At 38.4% G+C, this 17,524-nt stretch carries 12 protein-coding genes; 5 read left to right on the top strand and 7 right to left on the bottom strand.

Annotation, left to right across the window (positions count from 1 at the left end; all coding sequences use genetic code 11):
* Window positions 1-58: 58 nt before the first annotated feature.
* A complete protein-coding gene (locus FJR09_RS25760) occupies window positions 59-187 on the bottom strand; it encodes a hypothetical protein (RefSeq protein ID WP_256370239.1) in 129 nt (42 codons plus the stop codon).
* 73 nt (window positions 188-260) lie between these two features.
* Between FJR09_RS25760 and psb32 the strand changes: the two genes are divergently transcribed.
* Complete coding sequence (gene psb32 / locus FJR09_RS04715) at window positions 261-1,004, top strand: photosystem II repair protein Psb32 (RefSeq protein ID WP_168651262.1); 744 nt, start codon at window positions 261-263, stop codon at window positions 1,002-1,004.
* 61 nt (window positions 1,005-1,065) lie between these two features.
* Here psb32 and FJR09_RS04710 read toward each other — a convergent pair whose 3' ends face one another.
* The 4 genes from FJR09_RS04710 to FJR09_RS04695 all read right to left on the bottom strand — a co-directional run bounded on the left by FJR09_RS04710 (window position 1,066) and on the right by FJR09_RS04695 (window position 7,711).
* A complete protein-coding gene (locus FJR09_RS04710) occupies window positions 1,066-5,001 on the bottom strand; it encodes a GAF domain-containing protein (protein ID WP_168654025.1) in 3,936 nt (1,311 codons plus the stop codon).
* Window positions 5,002-5,295: 294 nt separating this feature from the next.
* Window positions 5,296-5,685 carry a DUF4346 domain-containing protein gene (locus FJR09_RS04705; RefSeq protein WP_015083143.1) on the bottom strand — a complete coding sequence of 130 codons (390 nt, stop codon included), beginning with the start codon at window positions 5,683-5,685 and terminating at the stop codon, window positions 5,296-5,298.
* Window positions 5,686-5,800: 115 nt separating this feature from the next.
* Window positions 5,801-6,970, bottom strand: a complete 1,170-nt coding sequence (locus FJR09_RS04700; RefSeq protein ID WP_015083144.1) for a GNAT family N-acetyltransferase — start codon at window positions 6,968-6,970, stop codon at window positions 5,801-5,803.
* Between the two features lie 51 nt (window positions 6,971-7,021).
* Entirely contained in the window at window positions 7,022-7,711 is a 690-nt protein-coding gene (locus tag FJR09_RS04695) for a RibD family protein (RefSeq protein ID WP_041458569.1), read from the bottom strand.
* A gap of 466 nt (window positions 7,712-8,177) precedes the next feature.
* On the opposite strand from FJR09_RS04695, the gene FJR09_RS04690 reads away from it, so the two are divergent.
* The 3 genes from FJR09_RS04690 to tnpA all read left to right on the top strand — a co-directional run bounded on the left by FJR09_RS04690 (window position 8,178) and on the right by tnpA (window position 11,688).
* A complete protein-coding gene (locus FJR09_RS04690; RefSeq protein WP_015083146.1) occupies window positions 8,178-10,070 on the top strand; it encodes an ATP-binding protein in 1,893 nt (630 codons plus the stop codon).
* Window positions 10,071-10,127: 57 nt separating this feature from the next.
* The gene (locus tag FJR09_RS04685; RefSeq protein WP_015083147.1) at window positions 10,128-10,985 is read left to right on the top strand and encodes a hypothetical protein; all 858 of its coding nucleotides are present in this window, start codon (window positions 10,128-10,130) and stop codon (window positions 10,983-10,985) included.
* A 232-nt stretch (window positions 10,986-11,217) separates the two neighbouring features.
* Window positions 11,218-11,688 carry an IS200/IS605 family transposase gene (gene tnpA, locus FJR09_RS04680; RefSeq protein WP_015083148.1) on the top strand — a complete coding sequence of 157 codons (471 nt, stop codon included), beginning with the start codon at window positions 11,218-11,220 and terminating at the stop codon, window positions 11,686-11,688.
* A gap of 485 nt (window positions 11,689-12,173) precedes the next feature.
* On the opposite strand, the gene FJR09_RS04675 is transcribed toward tnpA, so the two are convergent.
* Together FJR09_RS04675 and FJR09_RS04670 are read right to left on the bottom strand one after the other, a co-directional pair.
* A complete protein-coding gene (locus FJR09_RS04675; RefSeq protein WP_015083149.1) occupies window positions 12,174-13,856 on the bottom strand; it encodes a transglutaminase domain-containing protein in 1,683 nt (560 codons plus the stop codon).
* Between the two features lie 22 nt (window positions 13,857-13,878).
* On the bottom strand, window positions 13,879-14,556 hold the full coding sequence (locus tag FJR09_RS04670; RefSeq protein ID WP_168654024.1) for a hypothetical protein: 678 nt from the start codon (window positions 14,554-14,556) through the stop codon (window positions 13,879-13,881).
* A gap of 17 nt (window positions 14,557-14,573) precedes the next feature.
* Between FJR09_RS04670 and FJR09_RS04665 the strand changes: the two genes are divergently transcribed.
* Window positions 14,574-17,444, top strand: coding sequence for a cation-transporting P-type ATPase (locus FJR09_RS04665; RefSeq protein WP_015083151.1), 2,871 nt, complete (start codon window positions 14,574-14,576; stop codon window positions 17,442-17,444).
* Window positions 17,445-17,524 lie beyond the last annotated feature (80 nt).

Here is a 17,524-nt window from a genome sequence, read left to right as displayed (position 1 = left end):
GCTCTTATGAGGTACAAAGTTGAATCATGAAACTCTTGTAGTGCGGGCATCTTGCCCGCTAGATATGTACCTCATAACACCGGGAAGTGCTGTATCCCCCCGATGATTGAGGAAATAGGGCAGAGCGTAGGTTGCAGGGGAGATATTTCCAACCAACAACCAACAACTGACAACTGACAACTAACAACTAACAACTAACAACTGACAACTGACCTAATTATGTAGTATTTTGATTGCAAGTCTGTTTAAGGATTCATCCCATGCAACAGTTACTCAAGCAATTATTTAGTAACTCAAAATACCTTGTCCGTCTCATTTTTCCTGTATTGGTAATGATGATGGCGAGTTCACTGTTTATTTTACCTGCTGCTGCTACTGGTGTATACCAAATACCCAGTTTAACGGCAGATACTTGGATTTTAGATCAAGGTGATGTGATTAGCCGATTGAATGAAGGTCAGATTAGTAAGACTTTCCAGGATTTAGCTCAGGAAACTGGTAACGAGGCTAGAATTGTCACTATTCACCGCCTCGACTATGGGGAAACACCGGAAAGTTTTGCCAAGGGACTATTTAGTAAATGGTTTCCAACAGCAGCAGAACAGGCTAATCAAGTGTTATTACTTGTTGATACTGTTACTAATGGAACTGCTTTAATTAGTGGAGATCAGGTTAAGTCTCTGTTAACTGATTCTATCGTCCAAAGCGTGGCTGAAGAAACATTGGGTACAGCATTACGTAGTGGTAATAAATACAACCAAGGATTTTTGGATGTGAGCGATCGCTTGGTGGCTGTTTTATCCGGTAAACCAGATCCCGGTCCGCCAGAGATCAAGGAAACAGTCCAAGTAGAAGGAACTTTTACCAAAGCTGAAGAAACAGATCAAGGTAATGCTACTGCTTGGGTTGTCGGGCTGTTAATTGCGGCCACTGTCATCCCAATGGCTACATACTACATTTACTTAGTGTTTCAAAAACCACCCTCTCAGGAATCTGAGGAATAGGGAATAGGGAATAGGGAATTGGTTATTTTTTTCTTTCCAATTCCTGACTCCTATTTTTTATTTAAAACACTGTTTCTTCAGGAATAATTATTTTCTGTATTTTCAGAATTTTCTGACTCCAAAGTTCTAACATTGCGGCTAATTTATCTTTAGCTACTGGTTTACTTAAATAGTCGTCCATACCAGCATCTAAACAAATTTTTTGGTCTTCTTTCATGGCATTAGCAGTAATAGCAATTACTACAGGTTGTTGATGTTTAGGAAAGGAACTTACTGGACGACGACGAATTTCTTTTGTGGCTGCCAAACCATCGAGAATTGGCATTTGACAATCCATGAAAATCAAGTCATAGGGAATTTTATCTAATAATTCTAATACTTCTTGACCATTGGCTACGGCATCTGCTTGATATCCTAGATTTTGAAGTTGCTTGAGAAAGACTTTTTGATTAACTAGATTATCTTCTGCTAACAGCAACTTTAATTTGGATGTATTCTTGTTACTTATTGCTTGCAACTCTTCATTGATAGCAATCTGAGAATTATTTATTTTCGATTGAGAACCTACTATATTCATAATAGTATCAAGCAGTCGAGTAGGCTTAACCGGCTTGACTAAATAACTGATAAATCCTATATCTAATGCCTTTTTTACTTCATCTCTTTGATTAGTAGAAGCCAGCATAATTAAAGGGACATTAGCAATAGCTGGATTTTTCTTAATTTGTATTCCTAGAGTCAACCCATCTATCTCAGGCATTTGCATATCAATTATGGCAATATCATAGGGCATCTGCTGTGCTGCGGCTGTTTCTAAAGCTGCAAGTCCGGCAATAGCAGAATCAACTTCATCTATGTGCATTCCCCAACTGATAGCTTGGTGGTGGAGAATTTCTCGATTGATAGTATTGTTATCTACTACTAACAACCGTCGCTGACTAAGAATTTGATCATCTTGATTTTGAGAAACAGATTCTGGCTGTTTAGTAAAAGATAAATTAAACCAAAATTTAGAACCTTTACCAATCTCACTGTTGAGGCCAATTTTTCCACCCATTAAAGTTACTAATTGTTGGCAAATGGCTAGTCCTAAACCCGTACCGCCATATTTACGGGTAATAGAAGCATCAACTTGGGTAAAGGGTTGGAAAAGGTTATTTTTATCTTCAGTGGTAATGCCAATACCTGTGTCTATGATGGCAAATTGAATGGTAGCTGTATCATCGGTTTCTGAAATTAATTCTAGTTGAATAATTACTTTTCCTTGGCTGGTGAACTTGATCCCATTACCCATCAAATTCATGATAACTTGTCGCAGACGACTAGCATCTCCTTGGATATAAATTGGGACATTGGCAGGAATTAATGCTGCTATTTCTAGTCCTTTATCATGAGCTTGGGGTGCTAACAGTTCTATAACTTCTTGAATGCAGGTAGATAGGTTAAAATCTAGGGTTTCTAGCATCATTTTCCCGGCTTCAAGTTTGGATAAATCCAAAATTTCGTTAATCAAGGATAAGAGAGCATCACCACTAGTCCGCACTGTTTCCAAAAAATCTTGTTGCTCTGGATTAAGGGGAGTTTCTAATAGTAAGCTGGTCATGCCCAAAACGCCGTTCATTGGGGTACGGATTTCATGACTCATATTGGCCAAAAAACTACTTTTGGCTTGTAATGCTGATTCGGCTTCCTGTCGAGCTATTTCTAGTTCTTGACGGTGAATAATTTCTGATTCTAATAGTTTAGCTTGGACTAAGGCAATACCGATTTGATCAGCAAGCGATCGCAAGAATTCTCTTTCCCAAGTATTCCAATGACGGGGTTGAGTACATTGATGAGCAATCAACAGTCCCCAAAATTCATCTTCGAGAAAAATAGGAATCACAAGGTTGGCTTTGATGTGAAATCTTTCCAGTAATTGTCGGTGACAAAGTTGGATATTGGCTTTTTCTATATCATCAATACTGGTAATCCATTGTTGAGCATATTTATGAGCGTGTTTTTCTACAAAACAAGGGTCAAAAATCTGCTCTCCTATGACAACAGGGATACCGGGAATCAATGCTTCTTTACGTGCAGTTAAATTGCCATTTTCTTCTAACTCTAAGATGAGGACACGATCAGCTTTTAGCAGCCTTTTAACTTCGGTAACGCTAGTTTGGAGGATTTCGTCAATTTGTAAAGAGTCGCGGATTTTTAGGGTGATATCGGCTAATAATTGTGATCGCAAATTTTGCTGCTTTAGTTCTTCTTCTATTTGTTTTCGCTTAATAAATTGACCTATTTGGTCGCCAATAGACATCATCCTTTTCAGTAGATCTGCATTTTCTAGCTGCATATTTTTACTAAAGAAAACCATGACCCCAATGTTTGTATTACCACCACGAATAGGAAAACCAAAAGCTGTTTTCAATCCTATTTGAGTAGCAATATCTGTTCGCAGAAAATTCTGATCATTACAAATATCAGTTAGCCAAATAGGTTGAAATTTAGATAAAATTCGGCCAGGGAGACCAATTCCTGGAGCAAAAGTAATTTTTCTAGTAATTTCTTCAAACTGTTTAAATTCTGAACCTGATTCATACCAAATATCTAAACAACGCAGAATATTTTCTGATTTATCCATAACCCAAATTTCGCCCCAATCCCATGCCAATGTTTGACAAATTCCTTTTAAGGTGCGATGGGTGGTATTCTGAATATTTATAGCTCCTGCTAAGGCATTAGTTACCGCATATTGGAAACTGAGATATTGTTCATTTTGTTTGCGCTCAGTAATATCTATCCCTGTACTAACAATGTATTCTATTTGGTTTTGACTATCCAGCAGAATAGTATTTGACCAATCAATTAATCGTTGTCTTCCATCTCTTGTTATCCAAGAAGTTTCGGATTCTCTTGGTCTTTTATCTAATTTTATTTGCTCAAAAATAGCTTGAATTGATGGCTGATCTTTCTCGGTTAAAAATAGCTGCCAAAAACATCGCCCTAAAACTTCTCCACAGGTGTAACCAGTATTTTGTTCGCAAGCTCGATTGAAGCGGACAATTTGCCCTTTATCATCGAGAACCATCACTAAAACGCTGGCTGTATCTAGAACACTAGAAATGAAATTACGTTCTGTTTTTAGAGATTCCTCTACCCATTTGCGGGCAATGATTTCCCGATAAATAAGGTAGTAAATCATCGCCATAATTATGACACACAAACCGATAGCAATCCCCAATCCAAGGAGCATACTATGTGTAGTATTAGTTAATTTTATTGATTGTTGTTGAGGAATTTCTTGATCTTTTTGATTAAATTCATTGATTTTTTCATATTGTGCTAATGTCTGTTTTTGCTGATTATTTATATTGACAATTTCTTGAATATTTTGATAGGAAAATATCCCAATTATCACTAAAATTGATGATGTTAAGCCAAACCAGCCGCCAATTTTCACAAAAAGTTGTTTGTTAGCTTTCTTTTGTTTTTGATGTTTAGTAGTTACCAATAGTAAGCTATCTAAATTGCGTCGTAGTTCTAGCTGTTTCATGACTTGGCAACCCAGTATTTTCAAAGCCTCTAGTTGTTCAGCCGTGAGTTCCCTTGGCACATTATCAATCACGCACAACGTTCCTAAACCATAACCCTCAGCATCAATTAGAGGTACACCTGCATAAAATCGAATATTAGGCTCGGATGTGACTAAGGGATTGGTAGCAAATCTGTCGTCAAGAGTGGCATCAGGAACAATGAAAACATCTTTTTGGCAAATGGCGTGAGTACAAAAAGCAATATCACGAGGTGTTTCTAATGCCTCTAAACCGACTTTAGACTTAAACCATTGCCGGTTTGTGTCAATCAAACTTACTAAAGCTATGGGAGTTCCACAAATATAAGCTGCTAAACGAGTTAAATCATCAAAAGCAGCTTCCGGTGCAGTATCCAGAATCTTGTACTGTAATAGTGCCTCTATTCTGGCGGTTTCATCATGAGGTAATAATTCTTTCATGTTGTAATTTTATTACTTATTAAAAAGATTTTCTAGTTTTAATAATTTTTTTGAAAAAAGTGCAGAAATGTATTATTTTTTTCTTTTTTGAAGTATACAGCACTTCCCGGTGTTATGAGGTACATATCTAGCGGGCAAGACTTGTACTGAGCTTACGATGCCCTGAGCCTGTCGAAGGGTCGAAGTATGCCCGCACTACAAGAGTTTCATGATTCAACTTTGTACCTCATAAGAGCGGAAACCGCTGTAAGTAAGTGGGAATTAGTAACTAATTCCCCGTCTTTACTCTTGTATCTAATCTTGAATGTATTCTTTTCCTGACACTAAAGCCATTTCAGCCCGCACAAATTCTCTACCTAAATAAGCTGCATGGTCTAAGAAGGTTACAAGACAATCTGGAGTTTCTTCAAAAATCTTAATACACAGTTCCTTGGCTGTACGGCCACTAAATACGGTAGTGTGAGTCCTTTCCACTTTACCGCGAACTGGAATCACCTGACCTGTTTCGGGATCTACTGCTAAACCACGTTCATTAATGACATTAGTGAAGTGCTTTGCATAAATTAACCTTTCATTTTGATCTATGTAGATAATAAAATAGCCCTTGGGGTCAAGATCAATATAACGCTGAGAAAGTTTATGATCAATTGCTGTCAAATCTTCAAGTAGTAAATCCTTATGCATTATCAAAAGTAAATTTATAGAAACAGTATTTTTAGATTACATCAATATGCAATATTCAGATCCCCGACTTCTTTGAGCAGTCGGGGATCTATTTAGAAGTCGGGGATCTATTTCCTTATTTAAAAGGTAACTCTGCATTAATAGCATCCATTTCTTTTTGTTCCATTTGATTTACTTCCCGAACCCAAGGCAAAATAATTTGTCCTAAACGGTTGTTGTAAAAGCGGTGAAGGCTGTAATTAGCAGTAGCAGGGAATCCCCGACGTTTTTTATGTTTACCACCTGCTCCTGGGTCAAAATTTTGGATACCATGAGCGATCGCCCATTCAATTGGTGCATAATAACAAGCATCAAAATGTAAGCAATCTATGTCCTGAAAACTCCCCCAATAGCGTCCATATAGTTTGTCTTCTTTGAATAAACAAAAGGACATCCCCACAGGTTGACGTGGATCTTGCTCATTATAAGCGGCAAAAAATACGACTCGATGCCGATAATTATGGTGCAACTGTTCAAAAAAGTTCTTGGTTAAATACTTACTTCCCCACCAACCAAACTTATCGCAAGTATCAGCATAGAAATCATACATTAACGGAAACAGAGAATTAGGAATTTCCTCACCTGTTAATGCTTGCAATTTTAAACCAGCCTTTTCTACAGCTTTGCGTTCCCGTTTAATATTGCGTCTTTGATTGGCATTAAATCCAGTCAAGTAATCATCAAAAGTTTGAAAATTAGCATTTTCCCAAACATAATTATGATGTAGCCAAGTTGTAAACCCCTGGCGTTCTAAAATTGGTCGCCATTGGGGATCAACATAAAGAAAATGACAGCCAGAAATCCGATGTTTCACACAAAAACTATCAATTTCATGGAGGATTACCGCCGTAATTTCTTCCTCATCTTCTCCCGCAGCTATTAAAAACCGATAGCCTTCAGCCGGGGTAAATGGTGTCATTCCTAGCAGTTTTGGATAATACTCTATTCCTAAACGGGAAGCTAATTCTGCCCACTGCTGATCAAAAACAAATTCGCCCTGGCTATGTCCTTTTAAATATAAAGGAGCAGCCGCAATTAAAGTTTTATCTCGCCACAAAATCAAGTGATTTGGCAACCAACCTGTATTGGCTGTAACACTTTGGGATATTTCCAAATTGTGCAACCAATCCCATTCTAAAAAAGGCGTTTTTAACGGCATTGCTAAAGCATCCCAGTCTGCTTGGGGAACATCGGCGATTGTGTGCGTCCAAACAAGAGAATAATGGGGTTTGTGTTCTTTGATCATTGTGTAGTTTCCCAACAATTTTATATTTTGAATTTACGCCTGAATCCTGACTTATGACTCCTGAATTATCCTATAGTGTAAAAATACTTCTTGCTCTATTGTGGATACTTCTAATAATTGTAACTTAGGAGCAAGATCAGCTAAAAATCCTGTCCCCTCCACAGGTGAAGGGGCAATACTACCACCTAAAATTAATGGACAAATAGTGAGCCATATTTCATCAATTAAATCAGATTCTAGGAAAGATGCCACTAATTGTCCTCCTCCCAAAATAGCCAGACGGGTAATTTGTAACCGTGCTAAATATTTTAAAGCAGCCAAAATGTCAATTTCTTTGGCAGCAGTTTCAAAGACTAAAACTTGCTCAAACTCTGATCTTTCTTGCCAAAAATAAGCCCCTAGAGAGGTTGTGAGTAACCACCGTCTCACCGGTTGTTGAAAAAATTTAATGTCCGGATTCAGATTGCCTGAACGGGAAATCACTATATGAACCGGCTGGGGATGCTTGTCTGCTTTTTTTCTTTGTTGCAAGAGTATTGTCTCTGTGATAGTCATTGTTGTACTGTAGGCACGAAGAGTACCAGCACCAAATAAAATGGCATCAGATGCAGCAATTTGTTTCTCCAGGTGTATTTTATCAACCAATGAGCCAAACCGCGCAGGCGATCGCCTAAAATCTGCTATTTTACCATCAACACTCATGGCTAAAACTACTGTGGTATGAGGACGATTTTGCATGATTGGGTTGCTTTGATATTTTTTGTGAGGGGATAGATTATTGAAAAATCTATAGCTACAAGATAATTTTGAGTAATTTTACACCATTAATATGAATATGCAACAGCAGTCACTATTTAATCTACATTTTATAAAATTTGGTATATGGAACAATACTTTGTCCAAATCGAGAAAAGTCTTGATTTGTAGGTTGGGTTGAAGGATGAAACCCAACATGAGCGTCGGGTTGCGCTGTCGCTTAACCCAACCTAGGAAAAATGAACAAGGTATTGATGGAAGATTGATAAATTTATGTTTCAGTAATTAGTGAGATATTTTTTAAATTTCTAATTCTTACCTGTTCTCTCCTTTCTAACTTGGAAATTTAAATTAATAGTAAACTCATCATCAATTAATAAAATGTCTCCCTTGACTAGTGTAATTTCATATCTTTATTATTGTAGTTTGAAGATGCGAAGTGAGACAAACAATGGCTAAATCTCGTCAATCGTCATTTCGACAAATATTAGTAACAAGAATACTGCTAGTATTTATCCCAGTTTTATTAGTAGGAGAAATGGTTGCCTTGAATAAAGCTCGTTCTAGTTTGTTAAATACTGCCCAACAAAATTTAACAGAAAGTGCAGTTAATAAAGGAGAAAAAATTACTGATAATATTGCCGCTTTACGCTCCAATTTAATTACAGCTAGTCAAACTAAAGTAATTCAATCAGGTTCAACTTTCCAAATTGAACAATTTCTTAAACAACTAAAAAAACAACTACCAACCCAAACTGATTGTCTCCAATTAACCCGCATTAAAAAAGGTGAGATAATTGCCAGTAGTTGTGGTGTTCAAGAAATTATGCCATCAGGTTTATCTCTTACTAGCAATGACGTTGATATTCAATTTATATTACCATCCCAATCGGGAAAAACTGGTAAAAGAGACAAACAAAATCAACTACAATTATTTTTATCAATTCCTGTTTCTAATCAACGTGGTAATTTAGCCTACCGATTAAGCATGAAAACCACATTATATCAACAAAATCCCAATCATCCAGGCTCATTAACGGGTTTTTTGGTAGTCATTGCTGAAGACGGTAAAGTTTTAGCTCATCCATTACCAGAAAGAATCGGTACTAATATTAAAGATTATGCCGATGTAGACAGAATTCAAGCTATAGTTAAAAATGCCTTGGGTGGCAGTAATAATTCCAGTAATTTATCCTTTATAGAAGGACAAGAACTGGTTGCAGGTTTTACAGCTACTACTAAACCTATCACTACAAAACCATCACAAAGATGGATTGTCCTAGCAGTTACAAGTGTGGAAAATGCCCTATTTGGTTTAGAAGAAATCAAACTAATTCTCATTGTTTTAACAGTTGGTTTAATTGGTGCAAGTTTATTGGCATCATTTTATTTAGTTCCTTATTTAGCAGGTCCAGTAGAAGAACTCCGCGACTATGCTATTAATCTTCATAGTCACCACGCGGCACAACCCATTCCCCGCAACTTCAAAATTAGAGAATTTAATCAACTAGCTCAAGCATTAGATCAAATGGTAGAAAGACTCAAAGATTGGGCTGAAGAATTAGAAATTGCTTGGAAAGAAGCTAAATCAGCCAATCAAGTGAAAAGTCAATTTCTAGCCACAACTTCTCACGAATTAAGAAACCCATTGAATATTATTATTAACTGTGTGCGGTTAGTGCGTGATGATTTATGTGATAGTAGAGAAGAAGAATTAGAGTTTCTTAAAAAAGCCGATGATACAGCAATTCATTTATTAGGAATAATTAATGATTTGCTAGATATTTCTAAAATAGAAGCGGGTAAACTTTCTGTAATTACAGTACCGCTAGATTTACGACAATTATTATTAGAGGTAATTAACTTACAATCAGTTAATATCCAATATAAAGGACTACAATTAATTTGTGATATAGGTGATAAGCCTATTCCTATAAAGTCTGATTCCATTAAACTCAAACAAGTGTTAATTAATATTATTGGTAATGCTACTAAATTCACTGATGAAGGTAGTATTCAAATTACCATGAGTATTAATCGTCATCAGCAGTATGTTTTAGTTTCTATTAAAGATACAGGAATTGGTATTGATCCAGGAGAACAAGGTAAACTATTTCGTCCCTTTGTGATGGTTGACGGGACAACTACGCGCAAGTTTGAAGGAACTGGATTGGGTTTAGCAATCTCTCGGAATTTAATTGAACTCATGGGTGGTAAAATCACTTTAGAGAGTTTGGGGTTAAATCAAGGAACAACAGTAATTATTAAATTACCTTTGATTGATCTGGCTTTATTACCTAATCCAGAAAAAAAAGATGTGGTCATAAATGGAGTTAGGAGTTAATTCTGGCTCTGAGAAATGTTCCGCAAACAATAAATTTCAAATTACCACCCTCCTAAAATGAAGCGATTTTTTGCAAGTATTTTTGTAGTTACAACTTTACTATTAGCTCCTGGTTGTTCATCTAATACTAAATCTACTGAGACACAAGTTTCACCTAGTATAATGACGAATCATGATGGACATTCCATGGAAAATATGAATCATGAAAATAATTCACAAATAACTACCAAAGTTAAATTAACTGCTCCGAAAAGTTTATCACCAAATCAACCAATTAACTTAGTTATTGATATTCAAGACTCTACTGGAAAACCTGTGAATAAGTTTGACATTTTCCAAGAAAAAATCATGCACTTAATTGTTGTGAGAGATGATTTACAATTTTTTGATCATATTCATCCCGAATATAAAGAAAATGGTCGCTTTGAAGTAACTGCAAATTTTCCAGAGTCAGGAAATTATACACTTTTCAGTGATTATAAACCTGCTGGAAATCAGGAAAATGTCTCATTAATGAATATTACAATTCCTGGTACAGTTCCATTACCAAAAAATTTAGAAAAGTTCACCAAAACTAAAACTATCTCAGATACTAAAGTCAATCTGAATATTTCTGCACCAAAAATCAAAGTCGGTCAAGACATTAACTTAACTTTTGACTTAAAAGACAACAAAAATCAACCAATTAAAGATTTACAACCTTATTTGGGTGAAAAAGGACATTTAGTAATTATTAAAAGTTCATCTCCCCTGACTTCATCTGATTATATCCATGCACACGCAATCAAAAATACTCCAGATGGAAAAATCGAATTTCATACAAAATTCCCCAAACCAGGAACATATAAAATGTGGATGCAATTTAATCGCAATGGACAAATCAAAACCGCAGATTTTTGGGTAAATGTAGAATAGAAAATCGTAGGTTGGGTTAAGCGACAGCCAGGGAATTAATTCCCAGTCTCATAACAAAAGTCGGCTCAAGCCGACTGTATTTTTATGATGATTTCCCAAAATTTTATCTTTAGTCAGCTTTAGCTTACTTTTGCTATTAGCCTTAGAATTCATTCTGAGGCGGACTATATTTTTCTGTATTTATGGGAATATTAAATATGAGAATATTTAGAATCATAAATAAGGTGTATTTATGGCTTTGTGGAGACTTTATTATCATCTGGTTTGGGCAACAAAAGAGCGTCAGCCACTAATTACCAGGGAACGGGAAGGGAAACTTTACGGTTACATTATTAGCAAAGCTGATGAACTTGGTACTATTATTCATGCTATTGACGGCATAGAAAATCATATTCATTTAGTGGCTTCTATTCCGCCAAAGATTTCCATTTCTGATTTTGTGCAAAAAATTAAAGGCAGTAGCACCCATTATATTAATCATTTATCTCCTGGAGAAGATACCTTTGGTTGGCAAAGAGGATATGGGGTTTTTTCACTGGGGAGAAAACAATTGGAACAAGCGGTTATTTATGTGAGAAATCAAAAGGAGCATCATTCAAATGGCACAACAATTGCATCTTTGGAAGAACATAATCAAGATGATGATGCTCCCACAAAATTTTATCTTTCGCAACCGCCTGAGAATGAATTTTCAGTCTCATAATGAAAGTCTCATAATGAAAGCAACCGCCAGGGAATGAATTCCCAGTCTCATAACAAAAGTCGGCTCAAGCCGACTATATTTGTATGATGTTTCCCCAAAATTTCATCTTTCGCAACCGCCAGGGAATGAATTCCCAGTCTCATAACAAAAGTCGGCTCAAGCCGACTGTATTTTTATGATATTTCCCCAAAATTTATCCTTAGTCAGCTTTAGCTTACTTTTGCTATTAGCCATGGCTTCGCCACGCAGGCTATCAAAATTCATTCTGAGGCGGACTTTTTGCTATTAGCCATGGCTTCGCCACGCAGGCTATCAGAATTCATTCTGAAGCGGACTTTTTGCTATTAGCCATGGCTTCGCCACGCAGGCTATCAGAATTCATTCTCAGGCGCTATTATCCATGGCTTCGCCACGCAGGCTATCAGAATTCATTCTCAGGCGGAATCAGACACATTTTACGTTGGGTTTCGTTCCTCAATCAAAAATTAAAAAGGTGGTAATTCCTTCAGAATCGTGAAGCGAATATGGTTAATAGCTAAGTCACCCAGGGAAACCTCTTCTTTCGTTAAGCGAATTCCATCTCTGGTTAAGGTTTCAAAAGTGATACCCTTACCAATTTCGATATGATACCAGCATAAGCCCATAAAGAATCGTGTAGGATATGGTCCACCTTCTTCCAGATCATCAGGATTAGATTCCATTGGCAACCAACCAATTCCCGGAATATAAAACTCTAACCAAACATGATTAAAATCGGGTTGGAGGGGAATTCCCTGATGTTCGGCATAAACTGGACATTTATATCTACCAACGGTGCGGCAAGGAATACCATTCAGGCGACAAAGTGCCAGTAATACACCTACATATTCGCCACATGAACCAGTACCCCGATCTAAAGCTATATCGGGTGAATCAATATGAGGTTTAATGGCATAAGACAATTGATCATAAACGTAGTTGCGGATACTGTACATTTTCCGTAACAGATTAGTTTCTGTACCAACGGCTGTGCGGGCTGCACGGATAACAATATCGGTATCCATTGCTAGGTCGTCATCATCTACCAGATAGCGGGTTTTTAATTCTGGTGACAGTTCTGGAACATCTTCGACATCTTTAGGGGTGATGCGATGTTTAATTCCGCGTACTTCTACTAATGCCTTCCAGCCAAATATGTGACGTTCACCGGGGGCAAGGGTATCAAATTTAAATACGGCTACTCTTTGTCCGTCAATGATTTCTTCTGTGAATGGTAAACCAATGGGTTCAACTTGTTGGACTTTTTGCCGTTGGGTTTCTGAGGGTAGGGCTATGCGCCATTCTATATCGGCTAAATAAATTTCATCAAGGGGGGAAATTTCTTCAACATAAGACATTTCTATCAGATAGCCATTAGAGAGGGCGTAGCGTTTATCCTCTTGGTAATGATATTGTAGAGAATGAATAAATGTGCGATCGCGGTAGGTTAATTCAAAACAAGGGTCAGCATTGGGATTATCCCGAATATAAGGTTCTTCGCTGGAGTATGCCACATAAATACGATCTTTGCCTGTGTCATCCTGCCCCTGAACTGCGATACCTGTAGGAGAATCAAAAGCCGTGAGAACACTGAAACGCACTTCTCCAGTTGCCCTATCCATAGAGTAAACTGTTTGTTCCGTGCGATCGCATACCCATAAAGTTTCTTTACTAACTGCCAAGTTTTGGATACCGACACCAGGGGCATAAAATCTGGTGATTTCCTTGCGGGTATCCCGGTTAAAAATCAAAATATAGCCAAGTCTTTGACAACTAACATAAACGGTAGATTCCCAAACGGCAACACCATCAGCGGGATAGGGTAAAGTTACAAAATGCTCTAACCCTAAAGATGCCAATTTACATAAATAGACACTGTTCCCACGAGTCACCCACAGGTCATCTTCCCACACAGCTAAACCAGTCACTTCTTGAAATTCGCGGACTTGGTGGGGATTGATAATTTTGCTGTTATCGGTAAGAGGGTCAATTTCTAATAAATGACCTTTAACCGTATCAATAGCAATAAGTCTATCCTTGATAAAAGCAATACCGTACAAGGTAGCAGCAGTAACTGGTCTGATTATTTTTTGCCCAAACATCTGGTTCACCGTCAAACTGGGTACTGGAAAACTTATATCATTAAGCATATTAGTCATAAATTATTATTTATTAGGGAACAGGGAACAGGGAAGAGAAATATTTTTTTGCAACTGACAACTGTACCGGCGAAGCATTTGCAGAACTATTTTTGGCAATGACCGATAATTTATCTTCCAAATGCTTCGCCCCTACTAACAACTGTACGGGCGAAGCATTTGCAGAACTATTTTTGGCAATGACCGATAATTTATCTTCCAAATGCTTCGCCCCCACTAACAACTGTACGGGCGAAGCATTTGCAGAACTATTTTTGGCAATGACCGATAATTTATCTTCCAAATGCTTCGCCCCCACTAACAACTGTACGGGCGAAGCATTTGCAGAACTATTTTTGGCAATGACCGATAATTTATCTTCCAAATGCTTCGCCCCTACTAACAACTGTACGGGCGAAGCATTTGCAGAACTATTTTTGGCAATGACCGATAATTTATCTTCCAAATGCTTCGCCCCCACTAACAACTGTACGGGCGAAGCATTTGCAGAACTATTTTTGGCAATGACCGATAATTTATCTTCCAAATGCTTCGCCCCTACTAACAACTGTACGGGCGAAGCATTTGCAGAACTATTTTTGGCAATGACCGATAATTTATCTTCCAAATGCTTCGCCCCTACTAACAACTGACAATTGACCAATTCCACATTTTCGGACACCACTAAATTATGATCGAATTTTGTAACCATTTCCTGTAACTTACACGATGTCTGCTCATTCTTTACCTGAATCTACCAACCTTTGGCATGGTTTAGAAGTTGATAAAGCCTTAGAAATGCTGGATAGTGACGCAAATAGCGGCTTAACCTCCCCAGAAGTTGAACAGCGTCGCCAAAAATATGGACTTAATGAACTCGAAGAACAGGTCGGTCGTAGCCCTTGGCAAATTCTGCTAGATCAGTTTACCAATATCATGTTATTGATGCTGATTGCCGTTGCCCTCATTTCTGGCCTTTTGGATTTGGTGGCTTTGACTGGGGGGACATTAAAACCCGGTGAAGTGCCATTTAAAGACACAATTGCCATTATGGCTATCGTTATCCTCAATGGTATTTTGGGCTATGTGCAAGAAAGCCGGGCTGAAAAAGCTCTAGCAGCCTTGAAAAAACTATCTTCTCCCTCAGTCCGAATCCTCCGTGATGGTAAACTGGCGGATATAGCAGCGAAGGAGCTAGTTCCAGGGGATGTGATGTTGCTGGAAGCTGGGGTGCAAATAGCTGCTGATGGTCGCTTAATAGAACAGTCTAATTTGCAAGTGCGAGAATCGGCTCTCACAGGTGAAGCCGAAGCTGTCAATAAGCAAGCCATTCTTACATTACCAGAAGATGCACCATTAGGCGATCGCCTCAATTCAGTTTTTCAAGGTACGGAAGTTGTCCAAGGTCGGGCTAAGGTACTGGTAACTCACACCGGAATGCGAACAGAACTAGGCAAAATTGCCGCTATGTTGCAGTCTGTGGACGGTGAACCTACGCCTTTGCAGCAACGCATGACCCAATTGGGTAACGTTCTCGTTACTGGTTCTTTAATTCTTGTAGCCATAGTAGTTGGTGGTGGACTTATTCATGATCTAACTAAAGGAATAGGTTGGAAGAATTTACAAGAACTGGTGGAAGTTTCTTTAAGTATGGCGGTAGCGGTAGTTCCTGAAGGTTTACCTGCGGTAATCACTGTGACTCTGGCTTTGGGAACTCAGCGTATGGTCAAGCATCACGCTTTAATTCGCAAACTCCCAGCGGTAGAAACTCTTGGTTCTGTAACTACTATTTGTTCTGATAAAACCGGAACTCTAACTCAAAATAAAATGGTGGTACAGTCGGTGTACACCAATAATTCTCCCTTTCGCGTCACTGGAGAAGGTTATACTCCCATTGGCGATTTTCAGTTAAATGGTGAAAAAGCCAATTTAGATGAATGTCCAGAAATTTCTGCTTTGCTTGTTTCCTGTGCGGTTTGTAATGATGCTGTTCTGCAACAACAACAAGGAGAATGGGCAATTTTAGGCGACCCGACAGAAGGGGCTTTAGTGACTTTGGCAGGAAAAGCCGGAATTGAACAAGACCAATGGAGTAGTAAATTACCTCGTGTCTCCGAATTTCCCTTTTCTTCGGAACGGAAGCGCATGAGTGTGATTTGTCAATTAGAAGCTGTAGCTACTGGTGATACTTCTTTAACCGCCATTGACCCAGCCATTGCTGGTTTTGTGGAATCTGAACAATATCTGATGTTTACCAAGGGTTCACCAGAATTAACTTTGGAACGGTGTACAAAAATCCATTTAGGTAATCACTCGATTCCTATCAGTGACGAACACCGCAGCCAAATTTTGGTAGCTAATGACCAAATGGCGGGTAAAGGTTTGCGGGTGTTAGGTTTTGCCTATAAACCTTTGGCTGAAGTTCCCCCAGATGGTTCTCATGATACATCTGAGGTAGATTTGGTTTGGTTGGGGTTGGTGGGAATGCTAGACGCGCCTCGTCCAGAAGTGAGGGCGGCTGTGCAAGAATGTCGCAAGGCGGGAATCCGTCCGATTATGATTACTGGCGACCATCAATTAACTGCTCAGGCGATCGCTATTGATTTGGGAATTGCCCAAGCAGGTGATAGAGTCCTCACTGGTAAGGAATTACAACTTCTCAGTGACCAGGAATTAGAGGAACAGGTTGACCTAGTGAGTATTTACGCGCGAGTCTCCCCAGAACACAAATTAAGAATTGTCCAAGCCTTACAACGTCGCGGGCGATTTGTAGCTATGACAGGCGATGGGGTAAATGACGCTCCCGCCCTCAAACAGGCTGATATAGGCATTGCCATGGGCATCACAGGTACAGATGTGAGCAAAGAAGCCAGCGACATGATCCTCCTAGATGATAACTTCGCCACCATAGTTGCTGCCACGAAGGAAGGTAGAGTTGTTTATACCAATATTCGCCGCTTTATTAAATACATTTTGGGTAGTAATATTGGGGAAGTTCTCACCATTGCGGCTGCGCCATTGTTGGGATTAGGAGGCGTTCCCTTGAGTCCTTTGCAAATTCTCTGGATGAATTTGGTAACAGACGGTTTACCAGCTTTAGCATTAGCTGTAGAACCACCAGAACCTGATGTGATGGAACGTCCCCCCTTTAGCCCCCGTGAAAGTATTTTTGCTAGGGGTTTAGGTTCTTACATGATTCGCATTGGAATTGTCTTCGCTGTAATTACAATTATCCTCATGGAATGGGCTTACCATCATTCTCATGCAGCCGGGTATCAAGGACATGAAGATACTTGGAAGACAATGGTATTTACTTCATTATGTCTAGCGCAAATGGGTCATGCGATCGCTATTCGTTCTAATAATAGACTTACCATCGAAATGAATCCTTTTTCTAATCCTTTTGTCTTGGGGTCAGTCATTGTCACCACGATTTTGCAATTGATGTTAATTTATGTTCCACCCCTGCAAAGTTTCTTTGGTACTCATCCACTCAGTTTAGAAGAATTAGCAATTTGTATCGGTTTTAGTGCTTTAATGTTTGTCTGGATTGAAGGGGAAAAAATATTCTTCCGCTTAATGGGCAAAAAAACTGTTTAATTGGTAAATTGTCAGAATCAGGACTTGCAAATTAACAGGATGTAATTTCATGATCTTTGGATTTTTTTATCCTGATTCTG

Origin of the sequence: Dolichospermum sp. UHCC 0406 (assembly GCF_009712025.1) — a bacterium.
GTDB classification, from domain to species: Bacteria; Cyanobacteriota; Cyanobacteriia; order Cyanobacteriales; family Nostocaceae; genus Dolichospermum; species Dolichospermum lemmermannii.
This window is presented reverse-complemented; position numbering and strand designations above follow the sequence as displayed.